This is a genomic window from Flagellimonas abyssi (genome assembly GCF_019457905.1).
In the GTDB taxonomy this organism is placed as follows: Bacteria; Bacteroidota; Bacteroidia; order Flavobacteriales; family Flavobacteriaceae; genus Flagellimonas; species Flagellimonas abyssi.
Genome location: NZ_JAHZSV010000001.1, coordinates 284683 through 301587 on the forward strand (window position 1 = coordinate 284683; position 16905 = coordinate 301587).

The 16905-nt window shown below is 39.8% G+C and carries 15 protein-coding genes; 8 read left to right on the forward strand and 7 right to left on the reverse strand.

What is annotated here, in order from left to right; all coding sequences use genetic code 11:
- Positions 1-6 precede the first annotated feature (6 nt).
- Positions 7-666, forward strand: a complete 660-nt coding sequence (locus tag K1F36_RS01320; RefSeq protein ID WP_220112176.1) for an alpha/beta hydrolase — start codon at positions 7-9, stop codon at positions 664-666.
- A 17-nt stretch (positions 667-683) separates the two neighbouring features.
- Here the strand turns inward: K1F36_RS01320 and K1F36_RS01325 are convergent, their stop codons facing one another.
- Entirely contained in the window at positions 684-1181 is a 498-nt protein-coding gene (locus K1F36_RS01325) for a hydrolase (RefSeq protein WP_220112177.1), read from the reverse strand.
- Positions 1182-1186: 5 nt separating this feature from the next.
- Entirely contained in the window at positions 1187-1951 is a 765-nt protein-coding gene (locus K1F36_RS01330) for an MBL fold metallo-hydrolase (RefSeq protein ID WP_207032217.1), read from the reverse strand.
- 88 nt (positions 1952-2039) lie between these two features.
- On the opposite strand from K1F36_RS01330, the gene K1F36_RS01335 reads away from it, so the two are divergent.
- On the forward strand, positions 2040-3491 hold the full coding sequence (locus K1F36_RS01335) for a TonB-dependent receptor (RefSeq protein ID WP_220112178.1): 1452 nt from the start codon (positions 2040-2042) through the stop codon (positions 3489-3491).
- Positions 3492-3524: 33 nt separating this feature from the next.
- Here K1F36_RS01335 and bcp read toward each other — a convergent pair whose 3' ends face one another.
- Complete coding sequence (bcp, locus tag K1F36_RS01340) at positions 3525-3977, reverse strand: thioredoxin-dependent thiol peroxidase (protein WP_220112179.1); 453 nt, start codon at positions 3975-3977, stop codon at positions 3525-3527.
- 55 nt (positions 3978-4032) lie between these two features.
- Between bcp and K1F36_RS01345 the strand changes: the two genes are divergently transcribed.
- On the forward strand, positions 4033-4695 hold the full coding sequence (locus K1F36_RS01345) for an endonuclease III domain-containing protein (RefSeq protein ID WP_220112180.1): 663 nt from the start codon (positions 4033-4035) through the stop codon (positions 4693-4695).
- 253 nt (positions 4696-4948) lie between these two features.
- Here K1F36_RS01345 and K1F36_RS01350 read toward each other — a convergent pair whose 3' ends face one another.
- Positions 4949-5533, reverse strand: a complete 585-nt coding sequence (locus K1F36_RS01350; RefSeq protein WP_166247981.1) for an RNA polymerase sigma factor — start codon at positions 5531-5533, stop codon at positions 4949-4951.
- Between the two features lie 251 nt (positions 5534-5784).
- Between K1F36_RS01350 and uvrA the strand changes: the two genes are divergently transcribed.
- From uvrA to K1F36_RS01375, 5 genes are all read left to right on the forward strand, one after another.
- Complete coding sequence (gene uvrA, locus K1F36_RS01355) at positions 5785-8562, forward strand: excinuclease ABC subunit UvrA (protein WP_220112181.1); 2778 nt, start codon at positions 5785-5787, stop codon at positions 8560-8562.
- Positions 8563-8934: 372 nt separating this feature from the next.
- Entirely contained in the window at positions 8935-9147 is a 213-nt protein-coding gene (locus K1F36_RS01360; RefSeq protein WP_220112182.1) for a hypothetical protein, read from the forward strand.
- A gap of 233 nt (positions 9148-9380) precedes the next feature.
- Positions 9381-9695 (forward strand): hypothetical protein, encoded by a 315-nt coding sequence (locus K1F36_RS01365; protein ID WP_220112183.1) that lies wholly within the window; start codon positions 9381-9383, stop codon positions 9693-9695.
- A gap of 46 nt (positions 9696-9741) precedes the next feature.
- Positions 9742-10344, forward strand: coding sequence for an OmpA family protein (locus K1F36_RS01370; RefSeq protein ID WP_220112184.1), 603 nt, complete (start codon positions 9742-9744; stop codon positions 10342-10344).
- 114 nt (positions 10345-10458) lie between these two features.
- The gene (locus tag K1F36_RS01375) at positions 10459-11676 is read left to right on the forward strand and encodes a hypothetical protein (RefSeq protein ID WP_220112185.1); all 1218 of its coding nucleotides are present in this window, start codon (positions 10459-10461) and stop codon (positions 11674-11676) included.
- 51 nt (positions 11677-11727) lie between these two features.
- Here K1F36_RS01375 and K1F36_RS01380 read toward each other — a convergent pair whose 3' ends face one another.
- The 3 genes from K1F36_RS01380 to K1F36_RS01390 are packed head-to-tail and all read right to left on the reverse strand — an operon-like array spanning position 11728 to position 16888.
- Positions 11728-13188 (reverse strand): lipopolysaccharide biosynthesis protein, encoded by a 1461-nt coding sequence (locus tag K1F36_RS01380; protein WP_220112186.1) that lies wholly within the window; start codon positions 13186-13188, stop codon positions 11728-11730.
- Positions 13188-14456, reverse strand: coding sequence for a glycosyltransferase (locus tag K1F36_RS01385; RefSeq protein WP_220112187.1), 1269 nt, complete (start codon positions 14454-14456; stop codon positions 13188-13190). Before K1F36_RS01385 ends, K1F36_RS01380 begins: the two co-directional genes overlap by 1 nt.
- Positions 14456-16888 (reverse strand): YfhO family protein, encoded by a 2433-nt coding sequence (locus K1F36_RS01390; RefSeq protein WP_220112188.1) that lies wholly within the window; start codon positions 16886-16888, stop codon positions 14456-14458. Before K1F36_RS01390 ends, K1F36_RS01385 begins: the two co-directional genes overlap by 1 nt.
- Positions 16889-16905: the final 17 nt, after the last annotated feature.

Below are 16905 nucleotides of genomic sequence, written 5' to 3' on the forward strand. Positions count from 1 at the left end.
AACAATATGTCGCTTAAACCCCTATCACTAGAATATCTGCTAAGACCTTCGGCCAAAGTTTCTGGTAAAATTCCGGCACTTTTTATGTTCCATGGTTACGGCAGCAACGAAGAGGACCTATTCTCTTTCGCCTCTGAACTTCCAGAGGAATTAACGGTGATTTCGGTTAGGGCACCATATAACCTTGAACCTTTTGGACACGCGTGGTATGCCATCAATTTTGATGCTGAACAGGGTAAGTGGAGCGATGATGAGCAGGCCAAGGAATCTAGGGAAAAAATTGTTCAATTTATAGATGAGGCCATTGAAGCTTACAACCTTGATAAAGAAAATATAACCCTTTTAGGATTCAGCCAAGGAACCATTCTGAGTTATTCCGTAGCATTGTCCTACCCTGAAAAAGTGAAAAATGTTATCGCGTTGAGCGGATACATCAATGAAAATATTTTGGTTGATGATTATGCCCAAAAAGACCATAGCAAGTTGAATTTTTATGCTTCACACGGTCAGGTGGATCAAGTCATTCCTTTGGAATGGGCCCAAAAATCACCAAGTTTCTTGAAAAAATTGAATATTCCAACAACTTATGAGGAGTTTCCTGTGGGACATGGTGTTTCCCAGCAGAATTTTTTCTCGTTCAAAAAATGGTTGGAAGGACATATTTAAAAGTGAATCCTCTAAATCTAATATTCCTGCGGGGCGTAGAGCAAATGCTCTGCCAACGTAAAGTCTACGCTCAAATCATCCTTTAGTTCATACTTAATAATAAGGTCGCCCCAATATTTACCATCGGAAAAATCGGCCAAAATCCATTTGTGGTTCAATACTTTGATTTTGTTGATTTTAAAATCACTCTCCATGCCTTCGTAAGGAATCAAAGGATTGTCGCCTTTTTGTTCGTTGGTTTCCAACAACTTATCCTGAATATATAGTGATGGATTTTCAAGGTTCAGGTGGTCATAATACGCCAAAGCATCGTCATTGTTCTCCAAGGTAAAGTATTGCATGTCCAATACCTTTAAATGCAAGGTCTGCAAAGAATCCTCTAGCTTCACCACCTCTTGTTCTAGTTGTTTTACATCTGATATCAATGCTTTTTGCATATTATTTCCCGTAACAAACTGGAAAAGTGCCAATAATACGGCGAAAACGAATAGGTATAGAAATATATTTCTCTTCATCAAATCTAAATTTTGATCTTTAGGTTATCGTAGGCCAAATGTATGTTTTTGGGGAGACTTTTTTCTACTTCTTCATGAAATCCCAACAAAGCGCTTATGTGCGTAAAATAGGTCTGCTCCGCCCCTACTTTTTTGGCAAAATCCAAAGCTTCTTCCAAATTAAAATGAGAATGATGTGGCTCGATACGCAGTGCGTTTATTACCAATACTTTGGCTCCCTTCATTTTTTTTATCTCCTCCTCTTCTACCCGTTTCACATCCGTCATATAGATAAATTCTCCAAAACGGTAACCAAAAACCTGTAGTCTGTTGTGAAAGGCTTCAATGGGCACCACATCCAAATTCCCTAATGGGATTTTCATATTTTTATCGACTTCATTTACCTGAACAGCTGGAGCACCGGGATATCGGTCTTCGTCCGCAAAAATATAGTCGAACCGTTTTTTTAAGGATTGAATTACCCTAGGATGGGCATAAATTGGAATATCTCCCTGTCTAAAGAAAAAAGGACGTATATCATCCATACCTGCCGTATGGTCCGCATGTTCATGGGTGAACAGAATGCCATCCAACTGATCTATGGGATTGGCAAGCATTTGTTGTCTAAAATCCGGCCCGCAATCAATTACATAATTGTAGTTGTTCCATGAAATCAATACGGAAACACGTAGTCTTTTATCCCTCGGGTCCTTGCTCAGGCATACGGGATGATTGCTACCGATTACAGGAATCCCCTGCGAAGTTCCCGTACCCAAAAAAGTAATGGTCATCTGATCATCCATTAATTTCAAAATTATAACTTATTTATTTAATAGATTGATTGAAGAGTGTAACTTTGTTTCATCTTAAAATTTGGATATGCCTACCGTACCAAGCAAAGAAAATGCTTTTGAAAATATTCCTTCCATAAAGGCCAAAACCCTTAGGATAAACTTAAATCGTGATATTTACGGAACCTTTGCCGAAATTGGCGCAGGACAGGAAACCGCTAGGCATTTTTTTAGGGCCGGTGGAGCCTCTGGGACCATTGCAAAAGCGATGAGTGCTTACGACAAATCCTTTAGTGATGCTATTTACGGTATTGAGGTAGACGGGCGCTACGTGACCCAATCCCGATTAAAGAAAATGCTGGACCACGAAATGCGTTTGGTCGAGGAACGGATAAGCAGGGACAGCAATCCGGATTATCTATTTTTTAGCTACGCCAATACGGTAGCCACCATAGATTTTTCCAAGAGATATAAAGGACATGGATGGGTTGGACTACGTTTTCAATTAGACCCCGACCAAAAGGAGTATGATGAGATTGTACTCCATATCCGTTTTAAGCAAAATGAAGCAAGATTACAGCAAGAAACACTTGGAATACTTGGTGTTAACCTGATTTATGGGGCATTTTTCAAATTCCACAAACCAAGAAAACTTTTAAAATACCTATATGATCATATTGACCAAGATACGTTGGAAATTGATATGATCAACTTTACCGGGCCCAATTTTGCCGATGTCGATAACCGTTTGATGAGTCTTCAGCTTATTAAAAACGATATGACGGATGCTGTAATGTTTGGACCTGATGGCAACAACTTGTTGCCAGCTGCCGTGCTTTACAAGAAAAATATCTTGGCCCTTCGCGGTAGTTTCAGGCCTGTTACCAAGGTGAATATGGATATGTTCCAGAAATCGTACGATATTTTCATCAGAGAACAAACGGTGGACATGGAAAACGCCATCGTTGTGTTTGAGATAACATTGTCCAACCTCAAGGCATCTGGGGAAATTGACGAACAGGATTTTATGGACCGGGCCGAACTGCTCTGCTCCCTTGGCCACACGGTACTGATTTCCAAGTTCCAAGAATACTATAAACTGGTAGAGTACTTTAACAATTACACCAAGGCTAAAATTGGTTTAACAATGGGCGTCAATAACTTGGTGGATGTATTCGACGAAAAATATTACCGTCATTTGAGTGGTGGTATCTTGGAAGCATTCGGTAAATTGTTCTTCAAGGATTTGAAGGTTTACTTATATCCAATGAAGGATCCCGAAACCGGGCAAGTACTTACCAGTAACAATGTTAAGGTCCACCCAAGGATGAAGGAATTGTACAAATTCTTCAAGTATAACGGTAAGGTGATGGACATTATCGATTATGATCCGGATGTATTGCATATCTTCTCAAGGGATGTGCTCAAGAAAATCATCAATAAAGATGAAGGCTGGGAAAAGGAATTACCGGAAGGTATTGCAGAAACTATAAAAGAGAAGAACTTGTTCACCAGAAAAGTTCTGGAAGAAAAAGAATAAAAAAAGGCGCTATATCAGCGCCTTTTTTAGTTTTTATGCCAGTATCTGTGCTGCGTGATCTTTGGTCTTTACTTTTTCGATGACATTTTCTACTTTGCCCTCTTCATCAATAACAAAAGTGGTTCTATGAATACCATCGTACTCCCTACCCATGAATTTTTTAGGTCCCCAAACCCCAAAGGTGTTGATTACGGTGTGGTCCTCATCCGCCAATAATGGGAAAGGAAATTCATATTTTTTCTTAAAATTAGATTGCTTTTTCTCGGAATCCGCACTTACGCCCAAAAGTTCATAGCCTTGCGCTTGCAATTCCTTATAATTGTCCCTTAAATTACAGGCTTCCGCAGTACAGCCCGGGGTATTTGCTTTGGGGTAGAAGAAAACCACCAATTTCTTGCCTTTATAATCGGTAAGATTAATTGTGTTACCGTCTTGGTCTTTTGCTGAAAAATCAGGTACTTTATCACCTACTTTTAACATATTCATGTGCGTCGCTCTTGAATTAATTGTTTAATATTTACTTTATCAAAGTTAAACAAATATGACCAAACAAGAAAAGGTTGATTTTACTATTAAGACCCTGGATGAGCTTTATCCCACCATTCCTATTCCTTTAGACCATAAAGATCCTTATACCCTGCTGATCGCAGTTTTATTATCGGCCCAAAGTACCGACGTTCGAGTCAATCAGATCACACCCTTATTATTTGCAAAAGCAGATAATCCTTTTGATATGGTAAAACTAACGGAAGAGGAAATCCGGGAAATCATTAAACCTGTGGGCCTCTCCCCTATGAAATCAAAGGGAATATATGGTCTGTCGAAAATTTTGATAGAAAAATATAATGGTGAAGTTCCGAGAAATATCTCCTTATTGGAAGAATTGCCCGCTGTGGGACATAAAACAGCAAGTGTTGTGGTTTCCCAAGCCTTTGGAATACCTGCCTTTCCTGTGGACACCCACATTCATAGGTTGATGTACCGTTGGGGTTTTAGCAATGGAAAAAATGTTGTCCAAACGGAACGCGATGCCAAGCGTTTGTTTCCCGAGGAAATCTGGAACCGTTTGCACCTTCAGATTATTTGGTACGGCCGTGAATATTCTCCCGCAAGGGGTTGGGATTTGGAAAAAGATATAATTACCAAGACGATTGGGAGAAAAACTGTGATCAATGACTATTATAAAAACAAAAAGAGCCGCTAATTGCGGCTCTTTTCGTCAGTTTGATCCTTAAATTAATTCAATGTTACTTCAAACTGGTGTTTTTTGTAGTCAACTACATGAATCGATTTTGAAAAGCTAAGCAAGAAATCAACAGTTTTCTGGCTCGCTTTTACCGTTTTTACGGATTTTTGTTCTTCAGAGTAAATGTTTTCCATATTCTAGCGTAAGTAATTGTTTCCATAGTATAACGGCGCTAGATTGGAAATATTGCAGGCTTCGACGTAATGCTCGATTAATTCGTTAAAACGATATTCTTACGCTCAACAATCTTTCTTAGGTTAATAAGTGCATAACGCATTCTTCCCAAAGCTGTATTGATGCTAACATTCGTGTTTTCGGATATTTCCTTAAAGCTCATGTCCTTATAGATTCTCATGATCAATACTTCCCTTTGGTCGTCCGGCAATTCATCTATCAAAAGGGTAAGATCGCTCTCGATTTGATCTTTGATGATTTGCTTTTCGGCATTCAACTTTTCGTCATGGATAACGGAAAAGATGTTGAAGTCATCACTGCCCTCGAATTTGGGCATTCTTTTGTTCTTACGGAAGTGGTCTATCACCAAGTTGTGCGCAATACGCATCACCCATGGTAAAAATTTACCTTCTTCGCTATACCTTCCCTTTTTCAAGGTTTTGATGACCTTGATAAAGGTGTCCTGGAAGATGTCCTCTGCAACATCTCTGTCCAAAACTTTGCTATAAATAAAGCTGGTGATTCTTTGGTTATGCCTGTTGATCAAGATTTCAAGAGCCTTTTCGTCTCCGTCAATATAATTTCTTACTAAAATCGAGTCATTAATCTGTAGTTGTTCCATACAAATTACTTTTTTTGGGTTAAAATCACAGTCCTCCCCATAAAAGGAAAACCTTAGTTATTCAGTTTTTAATCTTTAAAAAGTAATTATTCTGTATAGGCCTATCAGGATTTTAATTACACTTCAAATATAGATAAATAGCTAGGCGATCTAAAAATCTATGTTGTGAGTTGACGATTTTTATATGTTAACTGATGCAATATACGTATTAAGTGTGGCGTATCGTATCTTTGAGACCCTAATTTTAACGAATGGCAATCAATATAAACGTAGATCCCAAGCAGAATATTATCATAAAAGGTGCCAAACTGCATAACCTTAAAAACATAGATGTAGTCATCCCAAGGGATAAGTTAGTGGTTATCACAGGTTTATCAGGTTCAGGGAAGTCCAGTTTAGCTTTTGATACTTTGTATGCAGAAGGCCAGCGTAGGTACGTGGAGAGTCTTTCCTCTTATGCTCGTCAGTTTTTGGGCAAATTGGACAAGCCCAAAGTGGACTATATTAAAGGTATAGCCCCAGCCATTGCCATTGAACAAAAAGTAAATTCCACCAACCCTAGATCCACTGTTGGGACGACTACCGAAATATACGACTACTTAAAGTTGTTGTATGCAAGAATCGGGAAGACCATATCCCCTATTTCTGGCAAGGAAGTAAAAAAACATACCGTTACCGATGTCATTAATTATATAAAGGAACTTAACGAAAGGGACAAACTCCTATTGTTGGCGCCTATCGTTATTACTGAAGAACGGGAACCTTTAAAATCGTTGGAGCTGTTCTCCAAGCAAGGATATGCGCGTATCAAATACAACGGAGAAGTTATTAGGATCGACCAAGTTCCTGAAGATATCGGTAGGGAATTCGACCTTGTTGTGGATCGTATTATTGTAAAGGATGATGAAGACTTTTACAACCGTTTGGCCAATGCAGTTGACAATGCCTTTTTTGAAGGAAAAGGCCAGTGCGCCATTGAAAACCTTCAAACGGGTGAAATAAAAACGTTCAGTAACCAATTTGAGCTGGATGGAATGAAGTTTTTGGAGCCGAACGTTCATTTGTTCAGTTTCAACAATCCATACGGAGCTTGCCCCAAGTGTGAAGGATACGGTGATGTTATCGGTATTGATGAAGATTTGGTGATTCCTAACACGGCCCTATCCGTTTATGAAAATGCAATTTTTCCATGGCGTGGCGAAAGTATGGGCTGGTACCGATATCAGTTGGTGAATGCTGCTTATAAATTTGATTTTCCAATTCACAAGCCTTGGTTTGAACTTTCCGAAGAGCAAAAACAATTGGTCTGGGACGGGAACGAACATTTTATAGGAATCACTAAATTTTTTGAGCAGCTAGAAGAAAAAAGCTATAAGATACAGAACAGGGTGATGCTTTCCCGTTACCGAGGCAAAACAAAATGTACTGTCTGTAAAGGAAAACGACTGCGCAAAGAAGCTGATTATGTTAAAGTAGGTGGCAAATCCATTTCAGATTTGATCGAACTGCCCATCAACCAGATAATGCCGTTTTTTGAAGCATTGCAGCTTTCCGAACACGATACCTCTATTGCCAAAAGATTATTGACCGAAATCACAACGCGGTTGGACTTTTTGGAGAAGGTAGGCCTCAGTTACCTTACTCTAAACAGAAAATCCAACACACTTTCAGGAGGGGAAAGCCAACGTATCAATTTGGCGACTTCTTTAGGTAGTAGCTTGGTAGGTTCCATGTATATTTTGGACGAACCCAGTATTGGATTGCACCCACGCGACACCGAAAATTTGATTGAGGTCTTAAAATCGCTTCGGGACTTGGGCAACACCGTTATTGTGGTAGAGCATGACGAGGATATAATGAAGGCTGCTGATGAAATCATCGATATTGGACCAGAAGCAGGAACCTTGGGCGGAAACGTAGTGGCCACGGGAAATTGGGAAACTATCCTTCAATCGGATTCATTAACGGCTTCCTATCTTAATGGAACCATGGAGATTCCAGTTCCTAAAGAGCGTAGGAATTCCAAACATTATATTCAGATTAAGGGTGCACGCGAAAACAACCTAAAAAATATAGATGTTACCTTTCCATTGAATGTGCTTACGGTAATCACCGGAGTATCAGGAAGCGGAAAAAGTACCTTGGTCAGAAAAATACTTTATCCTTCTATATTGAAGGAAACAGGCGGATACGGAGAAAAAGCAGGTCAATTCTCTGCAATGGAAGGCAAGTTTTCCCATATTAAACACGTGGAGTTTGTGGACCAGAATCCTATTGGCCGTTCCTCACGGTCCAACCCTGTCACCTATATCAAGGCCTACGATGACATCCGAAGTCTGTTCGCTTCACAAAAGCTAAGTAAACTACGAGGCTATCAAGCCAAACATTTCTCGTTTAATGTTGATGGTGGCCGCTGCGAAAAATGCAAGGGCGAAGGCGAGATTACAGTAGAGATGCAATTTATGGCCGATGTACACTTGGAGTGTGATGCTTGTGATGGAAAACGTTTCAAAAAGGATATCCTAGAAGTACAGTTTGAAGGAAAGAACATTGACGACATCCTTAACATGACCATTGATGATGCCGTTGAGCATTTTTCAATCCACCAACAAGACAAAATCGTAAACAAGTTAAAACCTTTGCAAGATGTCGGATTAGGTTATGTTGCTTTGGGGCAGTCCTCCTCTACCCTTTCTGGTGGTGAGGCACAGCGGATAAAACTTGCTTCGTTTTTGGTAAAAGGACACACTAAGGAAAAGGCATTGTTCATTTTTGATGAGCCAACGACCGGACTTCACTTCCACGACATTAAAAAACTACTTAAATCCTTTGATGAACTGATAGACAAAGGACATTCTGTAATTGTGATCGAACATAATATGGAACTCGTAAAATGTGCCGATTACATCATCGACCTTGGTCTTGAAGGAGGCGATAAAGGTGGAAATTTAGTGGTTGAAGGAACTCCCGAGGAAATTATAAAAAATAAAGAATCGTACACAGCTAAATATGTAAAGGAAAAGTTATAGGGATAGTTCTATTTTTTCAAAAAACATACAATCAATTCCTATCCAAAAATTGGTGTTTTATACCAAGGTGTATAAAAATCGATTAGTTCATAACGTGCATATATCAATTCATTTGGGGCATCCGTCAATTGACCTAGTAAATAATTAGGTCGATTCCTTAATATTGTGGGTTAGAACTCAACTCATATAGCCATGCTCTTTTCCAAATCATCCCCCGTAAAGAAACACGACTTCCTACTTGTGTTTTTTATTCTAGTTGGTATTATCTCGGTTTTGTTTGATAATGCAGCCAAAAAATACCAATTTTAAGAATCCACGGATTTTATAGCAGGTATTTCGGATGAAGAATCTCTGAATACCATAACAAGGTCTTTGGGGGCTGAAAACGCCTTTGTTCCGAGAATTGCTATAACATTGGGAAGCAGCACCTTGACGCCCTACAACGATTCTCCAGGTTGTACCACCATACGATATGCGATATGGGTGTTCAATACAAGTACAAATAATGAAACCTTTGATGGAAACAATATTGTAATAGACATGGGGCCGGATATTGTTTACACGGAACAATTATATCAATGGTAAAAAGAAAAGAGGGGAAAAAAAGAGGGAAAAAGAGATTGGTGAGCTTAAAAATTTACAAGGCACCAAAAAGGATGATGGTACATAGGGCAATGTCGTGGTACTTCCCTTTAACGATGATTCTTATTCAACAGCACACCCAGCACTGAACAATGAAGAAACAAAGCTCTACTTTTCTTCCAACATGGAAGGTACTTTGGGCGGATCGGATATCTGGTATGTGGATATTCTAGAGAATGGAAGCTTATGGCAAACCAGTGAACATAGGGCCGGAAATAAATACACAAGAACGTGAAACGTTTCCTTTTATAAGTGATAAAAATAAACTCTTCTTTTCCAGTGATGGTCATATTGAACTTAGGGGCTTGGATATTTTCATGGCGTCTTTTAATGATGGGATGGGCTATTGGAGCATTCAAAACCTAGGTCAACCGATAAACTCCAATCAGAATGATTTTGGATTTATTGTTCGCGAAGAAGAAAAAACAGGTTACTTTTCCTCCAACAGAGGAGGTAGTGGCAGCAGTAGTTTTGATGATATAAAACTGTAAACCTGTTGTATATGGTGCCGTTACGGATGCCAAAACAGGAAAGCCTTTGGAAGGTCCAATAGTATATTTAATAGACAAGGGCAATAAAATCGTATCACAACAAATCACCGAACAGAATGGCAATTATGCATTTGAAGAAAACATAGCTTGCGAAAATCAATATGTAGTAAGGGCTTCCAATGATGAAAAGGAATATCAACCCTTGGAAAAAGTGATAAGCACACCCTCAGGTTCAATGTCTTTACAAGTTGATCTAACCCTTGTTCCGCCCGATTGTCCTGTGAATGATCTAGGATGCAGATTGGATCTACAACCTATTTATTTTGACTTTGACAAACACAATATACGTTCAGATGCTGAGGTAGAATTGGCCAAAATACTGCAGGCCATGAAACAATATCCTCAATTAAAAATCCACATAGAATCACATACTGATTCGAGGGGCGACGATAATTACAACATGCAACTGTCGGAAAGAAGGGCTAAATCTACTCTTGAATGGCTTGTAGAAAAGGGTATTGACCGAAATAGATTGACTTCAAAAGGATATGGGGAAACACAACTGATCAATGATTGCGACAATGACGCAAATTGTACGCAAGAAGCACACCAATTAAACCGAAGGTCAATGTTTATTATTGAGAAATAAGTCTTAATACACTAATTTTTTACTGATAATCAGCGTTTTACATTTTTTGGCACGCTGATTGATTTATACAGGGTGGATGTAAATAGTTGCATCTAGAACTTAAAACCTTGTAGTATGAAAAAGTTAGTACTCATTATAGCAGCAGTGGTTTTCGGAATACCAAGTATTCAAGCAGAAACAACCAATTCAATGGTTGATGCCACAAATTACAATTATGGAAACTCCTTCATCTTTGTGGAAGATGGTGTTACATTTTCCGTATACCCAGATGGTGAGTTTGATTTTTATATCGACAACAGGGTAAATGTAGGCGTTGGAGCCCAGATTGGAAATGTTGGAATCACCTTCAATTCAGGATACAACTATAATCCATTTGTTCAATACGATGATTATGGGGCCGTAATCCAAGTAGAGAACACACCTATTTTTTATGATTATTACGGACGTGTTTCTCAAATCGGAAATGTAGATATCTGGTATAACAATGGTAGGGTTCGCAGAATCGGTGGATTGCATGTTTACTATAATGGTGGCGTTTTTAGCCACTATACAGGATACATCAACATTTACAACAGAGGATATGTGTACAGACCGTTCCATAGATATTTTGCAAGACCTTCAATAGGGTTCTGTAATGTATATGCAAGGCCCTATAGAAGATATTATAGACCTGTTAGATATACCTATTATGCTCCGTACAGACATAACACAAGACGTGCTTATGCCAGATTGGGTAAGGTTTACAGAAACAATAATACCTATAGAAGGGAAAATATCTATAGAAATGACAGAAGAGTTGCTGTTAGGGACAACAACGTTAGAAGAGCTGATTACGGTAGAAGCAATGCTACGGTTTCCAATAATTCTTCTAGGAGAGGAAATAGCAATGTGAATCGCTCCAGTAATTCTGTGCAGAGACAAAAAGTTGCCACTAGAGATTCTAGGAGCAATGCAAATAGAAAGTCGAATAATGTAACAAGATCATCTGGAAGAACAACGGCTTCCAATAATAAAGCTACAAGAGCGTCCAATAATAGGAGCTCAAGTGCAAGAAAGGTAACCTCTGGTACAAGCAGTAGAACCGTGAATCGTTCTGCCCAGAGTACTTATAGAAAGCCTCAGACCACATCGAGAACACCAAATAGGTCTGAGATTAGCAGAGGGAACTCTTCTTCAAGGAAAACCGTTTCCAGAAGCTCCAGCCCTAGTGTTAGAAAAAGCTCTGTAAGTAGAAAGAGTAGCTCTAGGCCAAGTGTGAGCAGAAGTTCAAGTGCAAGGAAAAGTAGTGCGAGAACAAGTAGCTCCAGAGGTTCTTCCAGAAGAAACAATTAAAAATAAGTTTTTAGGTTGGTTAGTTGTTTACCCCGTAGTTGAATTTATTCGCTACGGGGTATTTTTTTTGAGCCATTTGGATAGGAAGCCCGTCACATCTTCAGAAATATTGAAGCGATACAAAATACCTACGTACATAACCACCACAAGTAGTGATTTTAAACCGATATTGATAACGGGGTGAAATTGAAACTGCACCAAATCGAACAACACCGCCAAAAGCACCAAGGTTGCAAAAACTTTGAACGTAGCCGATGTAAACGGCATTATACCAAACTTCATTTTCACAAAAACCAGCTTTACCAGATTGAATATGAAAATGGAGACAAAACTTGCCAAGGCCGCTCCTTCCAAACCTAACTTTGGAATCAGCAAATAGTTTAGGATAATCGTCAAAGCTGCCAAACACACTCCAAATACGAGTACCGTTTTGTAATAATCGGAATTGTACAGAATAGAATTAATGTTTCCCAAAATGGAATCCATCACTTTGGCCAAACCAATCAAAAACACAATGGTAAAACCGTTTCTGTAATTCTCCGGCAACATTAAATAGAGGTCGTTCAGGTTAAGAATAATGAGCACAAACAATATCCCAGAAGCAATAAAGAGTGTCAGCGAACTTTTCTGATATAACTTCTCCAATTCCGATTGATTCCCAAGGTTCATGAGTTCGGCGGTGAGTGGATATGTAATCTGGTGCATCGCACGGGAGGGCACAATAATCACCGTTGCAATATAAACCGACACCCCATAATACGCTACATTTTCAATACTGATGAATTGGTTCAGCATCACCTTGTCAATTTCCAAAAGAATGAGCGCAGCGGAACCACCTAGAATAATCAAAAAGGAATAGGATAAAATTTCTTTGGTAAAGGGTGGAAGATTAAAATCCATTTTGGGCATCCGAAGGGTAAACGCATAAATTTTGATGATGATGGTTCGCAAAAGATACAGCCCCACCAAACACTTAAAGAAAACGTCCAATGAAATTACATCAAAATAAAAAAGGAGAAGTAAAATAGATACCCCTATCCTTGCGAAAACCTCTTTCATAAAGTTTCCAAAAACCGATTTAAGGTATACCCGGCACCACGAATAGAACACCTCAAAATATGCCATGGCCAATCCCACAAAAAACACGTACCAAAGATAATCCTTCACCATAGGGTTTACTTGTGAAACCCAATTACCTATTGGCTCGTACCAAATCAAACCCACCAAAGTAACGGGAAGTATTCCCAACAAAGGAATCAACAACATCAAAGTGAAAAAACCATCCTTTTCACCCTCTTGATGGTTACTGTAGAACTTTACCAAGGTATTATGCACCCCAAAAGCCATCAATGGCATCAAAATGGCGCCCGAAGCCAAAATAAAAGTCACAAGACCGTAGTATTCATCAGGGAGAATCTTGGTATACAAAAACAACGTATTGATGGCCCCAAAAAAGAACCCCAAATACGTAACCACAGTATTTTGTATGGATTGTTTTAGAACAACGCCCATTAGATAAATTTAGCCAAAGATTCCGTTAATGCCTTTCTGTGGTACTGCTCCACTCCTTCTGAATCACAGGACAAAGTACCATTTTGATATTCTTGAAATGCATTCAAAAGTACATTTTTTAAGGTCGCAACATCGGTATGCAAGCACATATTTCCAGCGTGGTGCCGTTCCACCATTTCACCTGCCTCCCATCCTTCGGGGCCGATGGCCAGAATAGGCCTCCTGGCGTTCAAATACTCAAACAGTTTTCCTGGGATGATGCCTTGGGTCTCTTTGGAATCAATTTCCAATAAGAGAAGTATCTGTGATTTCTGCTGGGTTTCCAAGACCTTATCGTGCGAGAGATAGCCTAATTGCTCCACATAATCCGAAAGTCCAAATTCTTTGATGGATTGCAGTACTTCCTCCCCTACTACACCCGCCAATTGTATTTTTAACGCCTGCTTGAGATCTTCGCTCTCTGATATCAATTGCTGTAGCGCTTCCCATAAACCCAAAGGGTTTCTTCCTGTCAATAGCGAACCTATATGGGAGATGGTAAATTTGGAATCTAGGGCTACGGGTTGCAATTCATCATCAAAACCATTGGTGACTACCTTTATGGGTTTTGGAGTAATGGCTTCAAATTCCGTTTTAGTAGTGTGGCTGGTAACCACAATCTTATCCGCTTTAACCAAAACTCCTTTTTCCAAAGCTTTGTGTTTTGCTTTTGATGATTCCGTCAATCTTAGGTTTTTATGGTAGCCTATCGATGTCCAAGGGTCGCGAAAATCAACAATCCATTGAATGTTGTATTTCTTTTTAAGACCAAGTCCTATCAAATGCAAACTATGTGGTGGTCCCGTAGTAACAATCGTTTCAATTCCCTCGTCCGCAATTACTTTTGCCAAAAAGGAAATAGATGGTTTCACCCAAAATTTCCTCGCATCCGGAATAAAAAGATTACCACGAATCCATAGCAACACCTTCTCGATTATCGACGGGTCTTTTTCTTTGATGATTCCCGAACTAATGGTCTTCGTCTTTTTTTTGGAAAGCAATGAAGCCCAACCATATGGCTCCTTAATGGGCTGTTTTAGGATTTTGATGGATGATGGAACTTCATCAATCAATTTTTCGTCCATTAAAGGATAGCTGGGGTTTTCGGGAACATACACAATAGGTTCAATACCAAAATCGGGCAAATATTTAACGAACTTCAGCCAGCGCTGTACCCCTGGTCCCCCAGCAGGAGGCCAATAGTACGCTATGACCAAAATTTTTCGCATTAGGATTCTTCCTTTTTACCACGGAATAGCGTGAAGCCCAATCCCCCAACAATGATCAATCCCAATAAAATATTGGCTGCCAAGGTAATCTGGCTTCCTGTTTCCACCACTTCGGGCTCGAACTTGAACTCGATTTCGTGCTGACCGGCAGGCACTTTCATACCACGAAGTGCATAATCCACTTTGTAATGGTCCTGTGGTTTCCCATCGATAAAGGCATTCCAACCCGATGGGTAATGCATCTCGGAGAATACGGCAAAACCGTCATTGGAATTGTTGGAGCTGTATTTTAGATAATCGGGGTGGTAATCCACCAAATCGATACTTGCAGTAGAATCGACCATATATCGAAGTTTGGTCAATTCCGGATATTCCTTGGTATTCACCACTGCCTGCGTTTTGGAATTGAAGTCCTTGAGCTTTAAAATTTCTTCATTGGCAGACGAAACAGGCACTAATTGATCTACAAACCACGCGTTTCCATTGGCATCGGGGTTAACGGCAGGGTAACTGTTCCCTTCATCATCTTGCTGAATTACATATTTAACATTCAACATATTCATTACCTGAAGATTGTTCTGGTACAAATGGTATTCGAACAGGTTCTGAAGCGCTCTAGGTTTTGCCGCATGATACCCTCCAACGGATTTATGAAAATAGGAAGTCCTTGCTCCATTGAGTCCTTCTTGCGGGTCAAAAACCCTGTAGATAGAATCATCCTGCTGAATCATCTGGTCCAGCTGACTGGCTTGGAAGGGTTCGTTCACCTGACGCTGGCGTACAAAATCATCCTCGTTCACATATCTGAGGTCCACTCCTACCAAATCAAACAGGATCAGTGCGCCCAAGGCGAACACCAATATATTTTTATTGATTTTATCTTTGATAAAGAACCAAAGTGCCGCGGCTGCCAAAGTCACATAAATCAAAGAGCGGATAGTGTCGTTAACATAGACAGCTTCACGATCGCGCTGAATCATTGTCATTACTTCATCGCCAAAATATCCACGATACGTTTCGTCCCTCATCCCTTCAAAATCGAAGAAACCTTTTAACAAGAAAATCACAATACCCAATCCCAAAGAGATAAAGAAGCTCAGCTTTAAAGCCTTTAGTTTTTCTTTTTGTTCCACGGATGATTTGAACAATTCCCTAATTCCCAAAACTCCCAGTAAAGGCAAACAAAGTTCCAATACCACTTGAATAGAAGAAACTGCCCTGAATTTGTTGTACATTGGGAAGTAATCAATCATAAAATTGGTGAGCAGCGGAAAATTACGTCCCCATGAAAGTAGAAGTGACAAAATAGCACCTGACAACAACCACCATTTCTTTTTGCCATCCACCAGAAATACACCCAATAAAAACAAGAAGAACACAATGGCCCCTACGTAGGCAGGTGCAGCCACAATGGGCTGATCTCCCCAATATAGTGGTAGACTGCTTGAAAATTCCATGGCTCTGGTTGGAGAAAGACCTTGATTGGTCAAATACTCGTAAGCTTTTGAATCCTTACCTAAATCCTCCCCTCCTGAACCTCCGAACAATCGAGGAGCAAATAGATTGAGTGATTCGGCAATTCCGTAGCTATATTGCGTGATGTATTCTTTGTCCAGTCCAGTGGAAATCTCCTTTTCACTCCCATCAGGATTTATAGTGAGTTCGGATTTACCACGGGTACTCCAATCGGCATACTCCTTGGTGGCCATAAGGCTCGTAGCATTGGTGAAAATAGAAAGTACTACGGCCAATATCAAAATACCGACAGACGCAAAAAAATGTTTAAGCTCCTTTTCCTTGATGGCATAAATAAGATAGACCAATCCCATTACCAATACCAAAAGCATAAAATAATAGGTCATCTGGTAGTGGTTGGCATTTATCTCCAAGGCCATGGCCAATGCCGTGAGGATAAACCCTAGAATGTAATTTTTTCGAAAAACGAGAACGATTCCACCCAAGACCATCGGAATATATCCCAATGCATGGGCCTTGGCATTGTGCCCCACACCAAGAATAATAATCATATAGGTGGAGAACCCAAAAGCAATGGCTCCCAAAGCCGCCAATCTAAAATCAACTTTTAAACATAAAAGCAGAATGTAAAAGCCTATCAAATACAAAAAAAGATAATCTGCAGGTCTGGGCAAAAACCGAATCAAACGGTCCAATTCCTTTACGTAGTTGTGCGGATAGTTCGCCCCCAATTGGTAGGTGGGCATGCCGCCAAAAGCGCTATTGGTCCAGTAAGACTCCTCGCCCGTTAGGTCTTTGTAAGCATCTCGTTCCTGAGCCATGCCCTTATACTGGGCAATATCCGATTGGTAAATGGCCTTTCCCTGCAAAACTGGGTAAAAGTAAACCAGCGAAGCGAGAATGAATAAAGCGATAACACAAATATGGGTGATAATGGCTTTTGGAGAAAAGTTCATGGATAGGTTTTGATAGC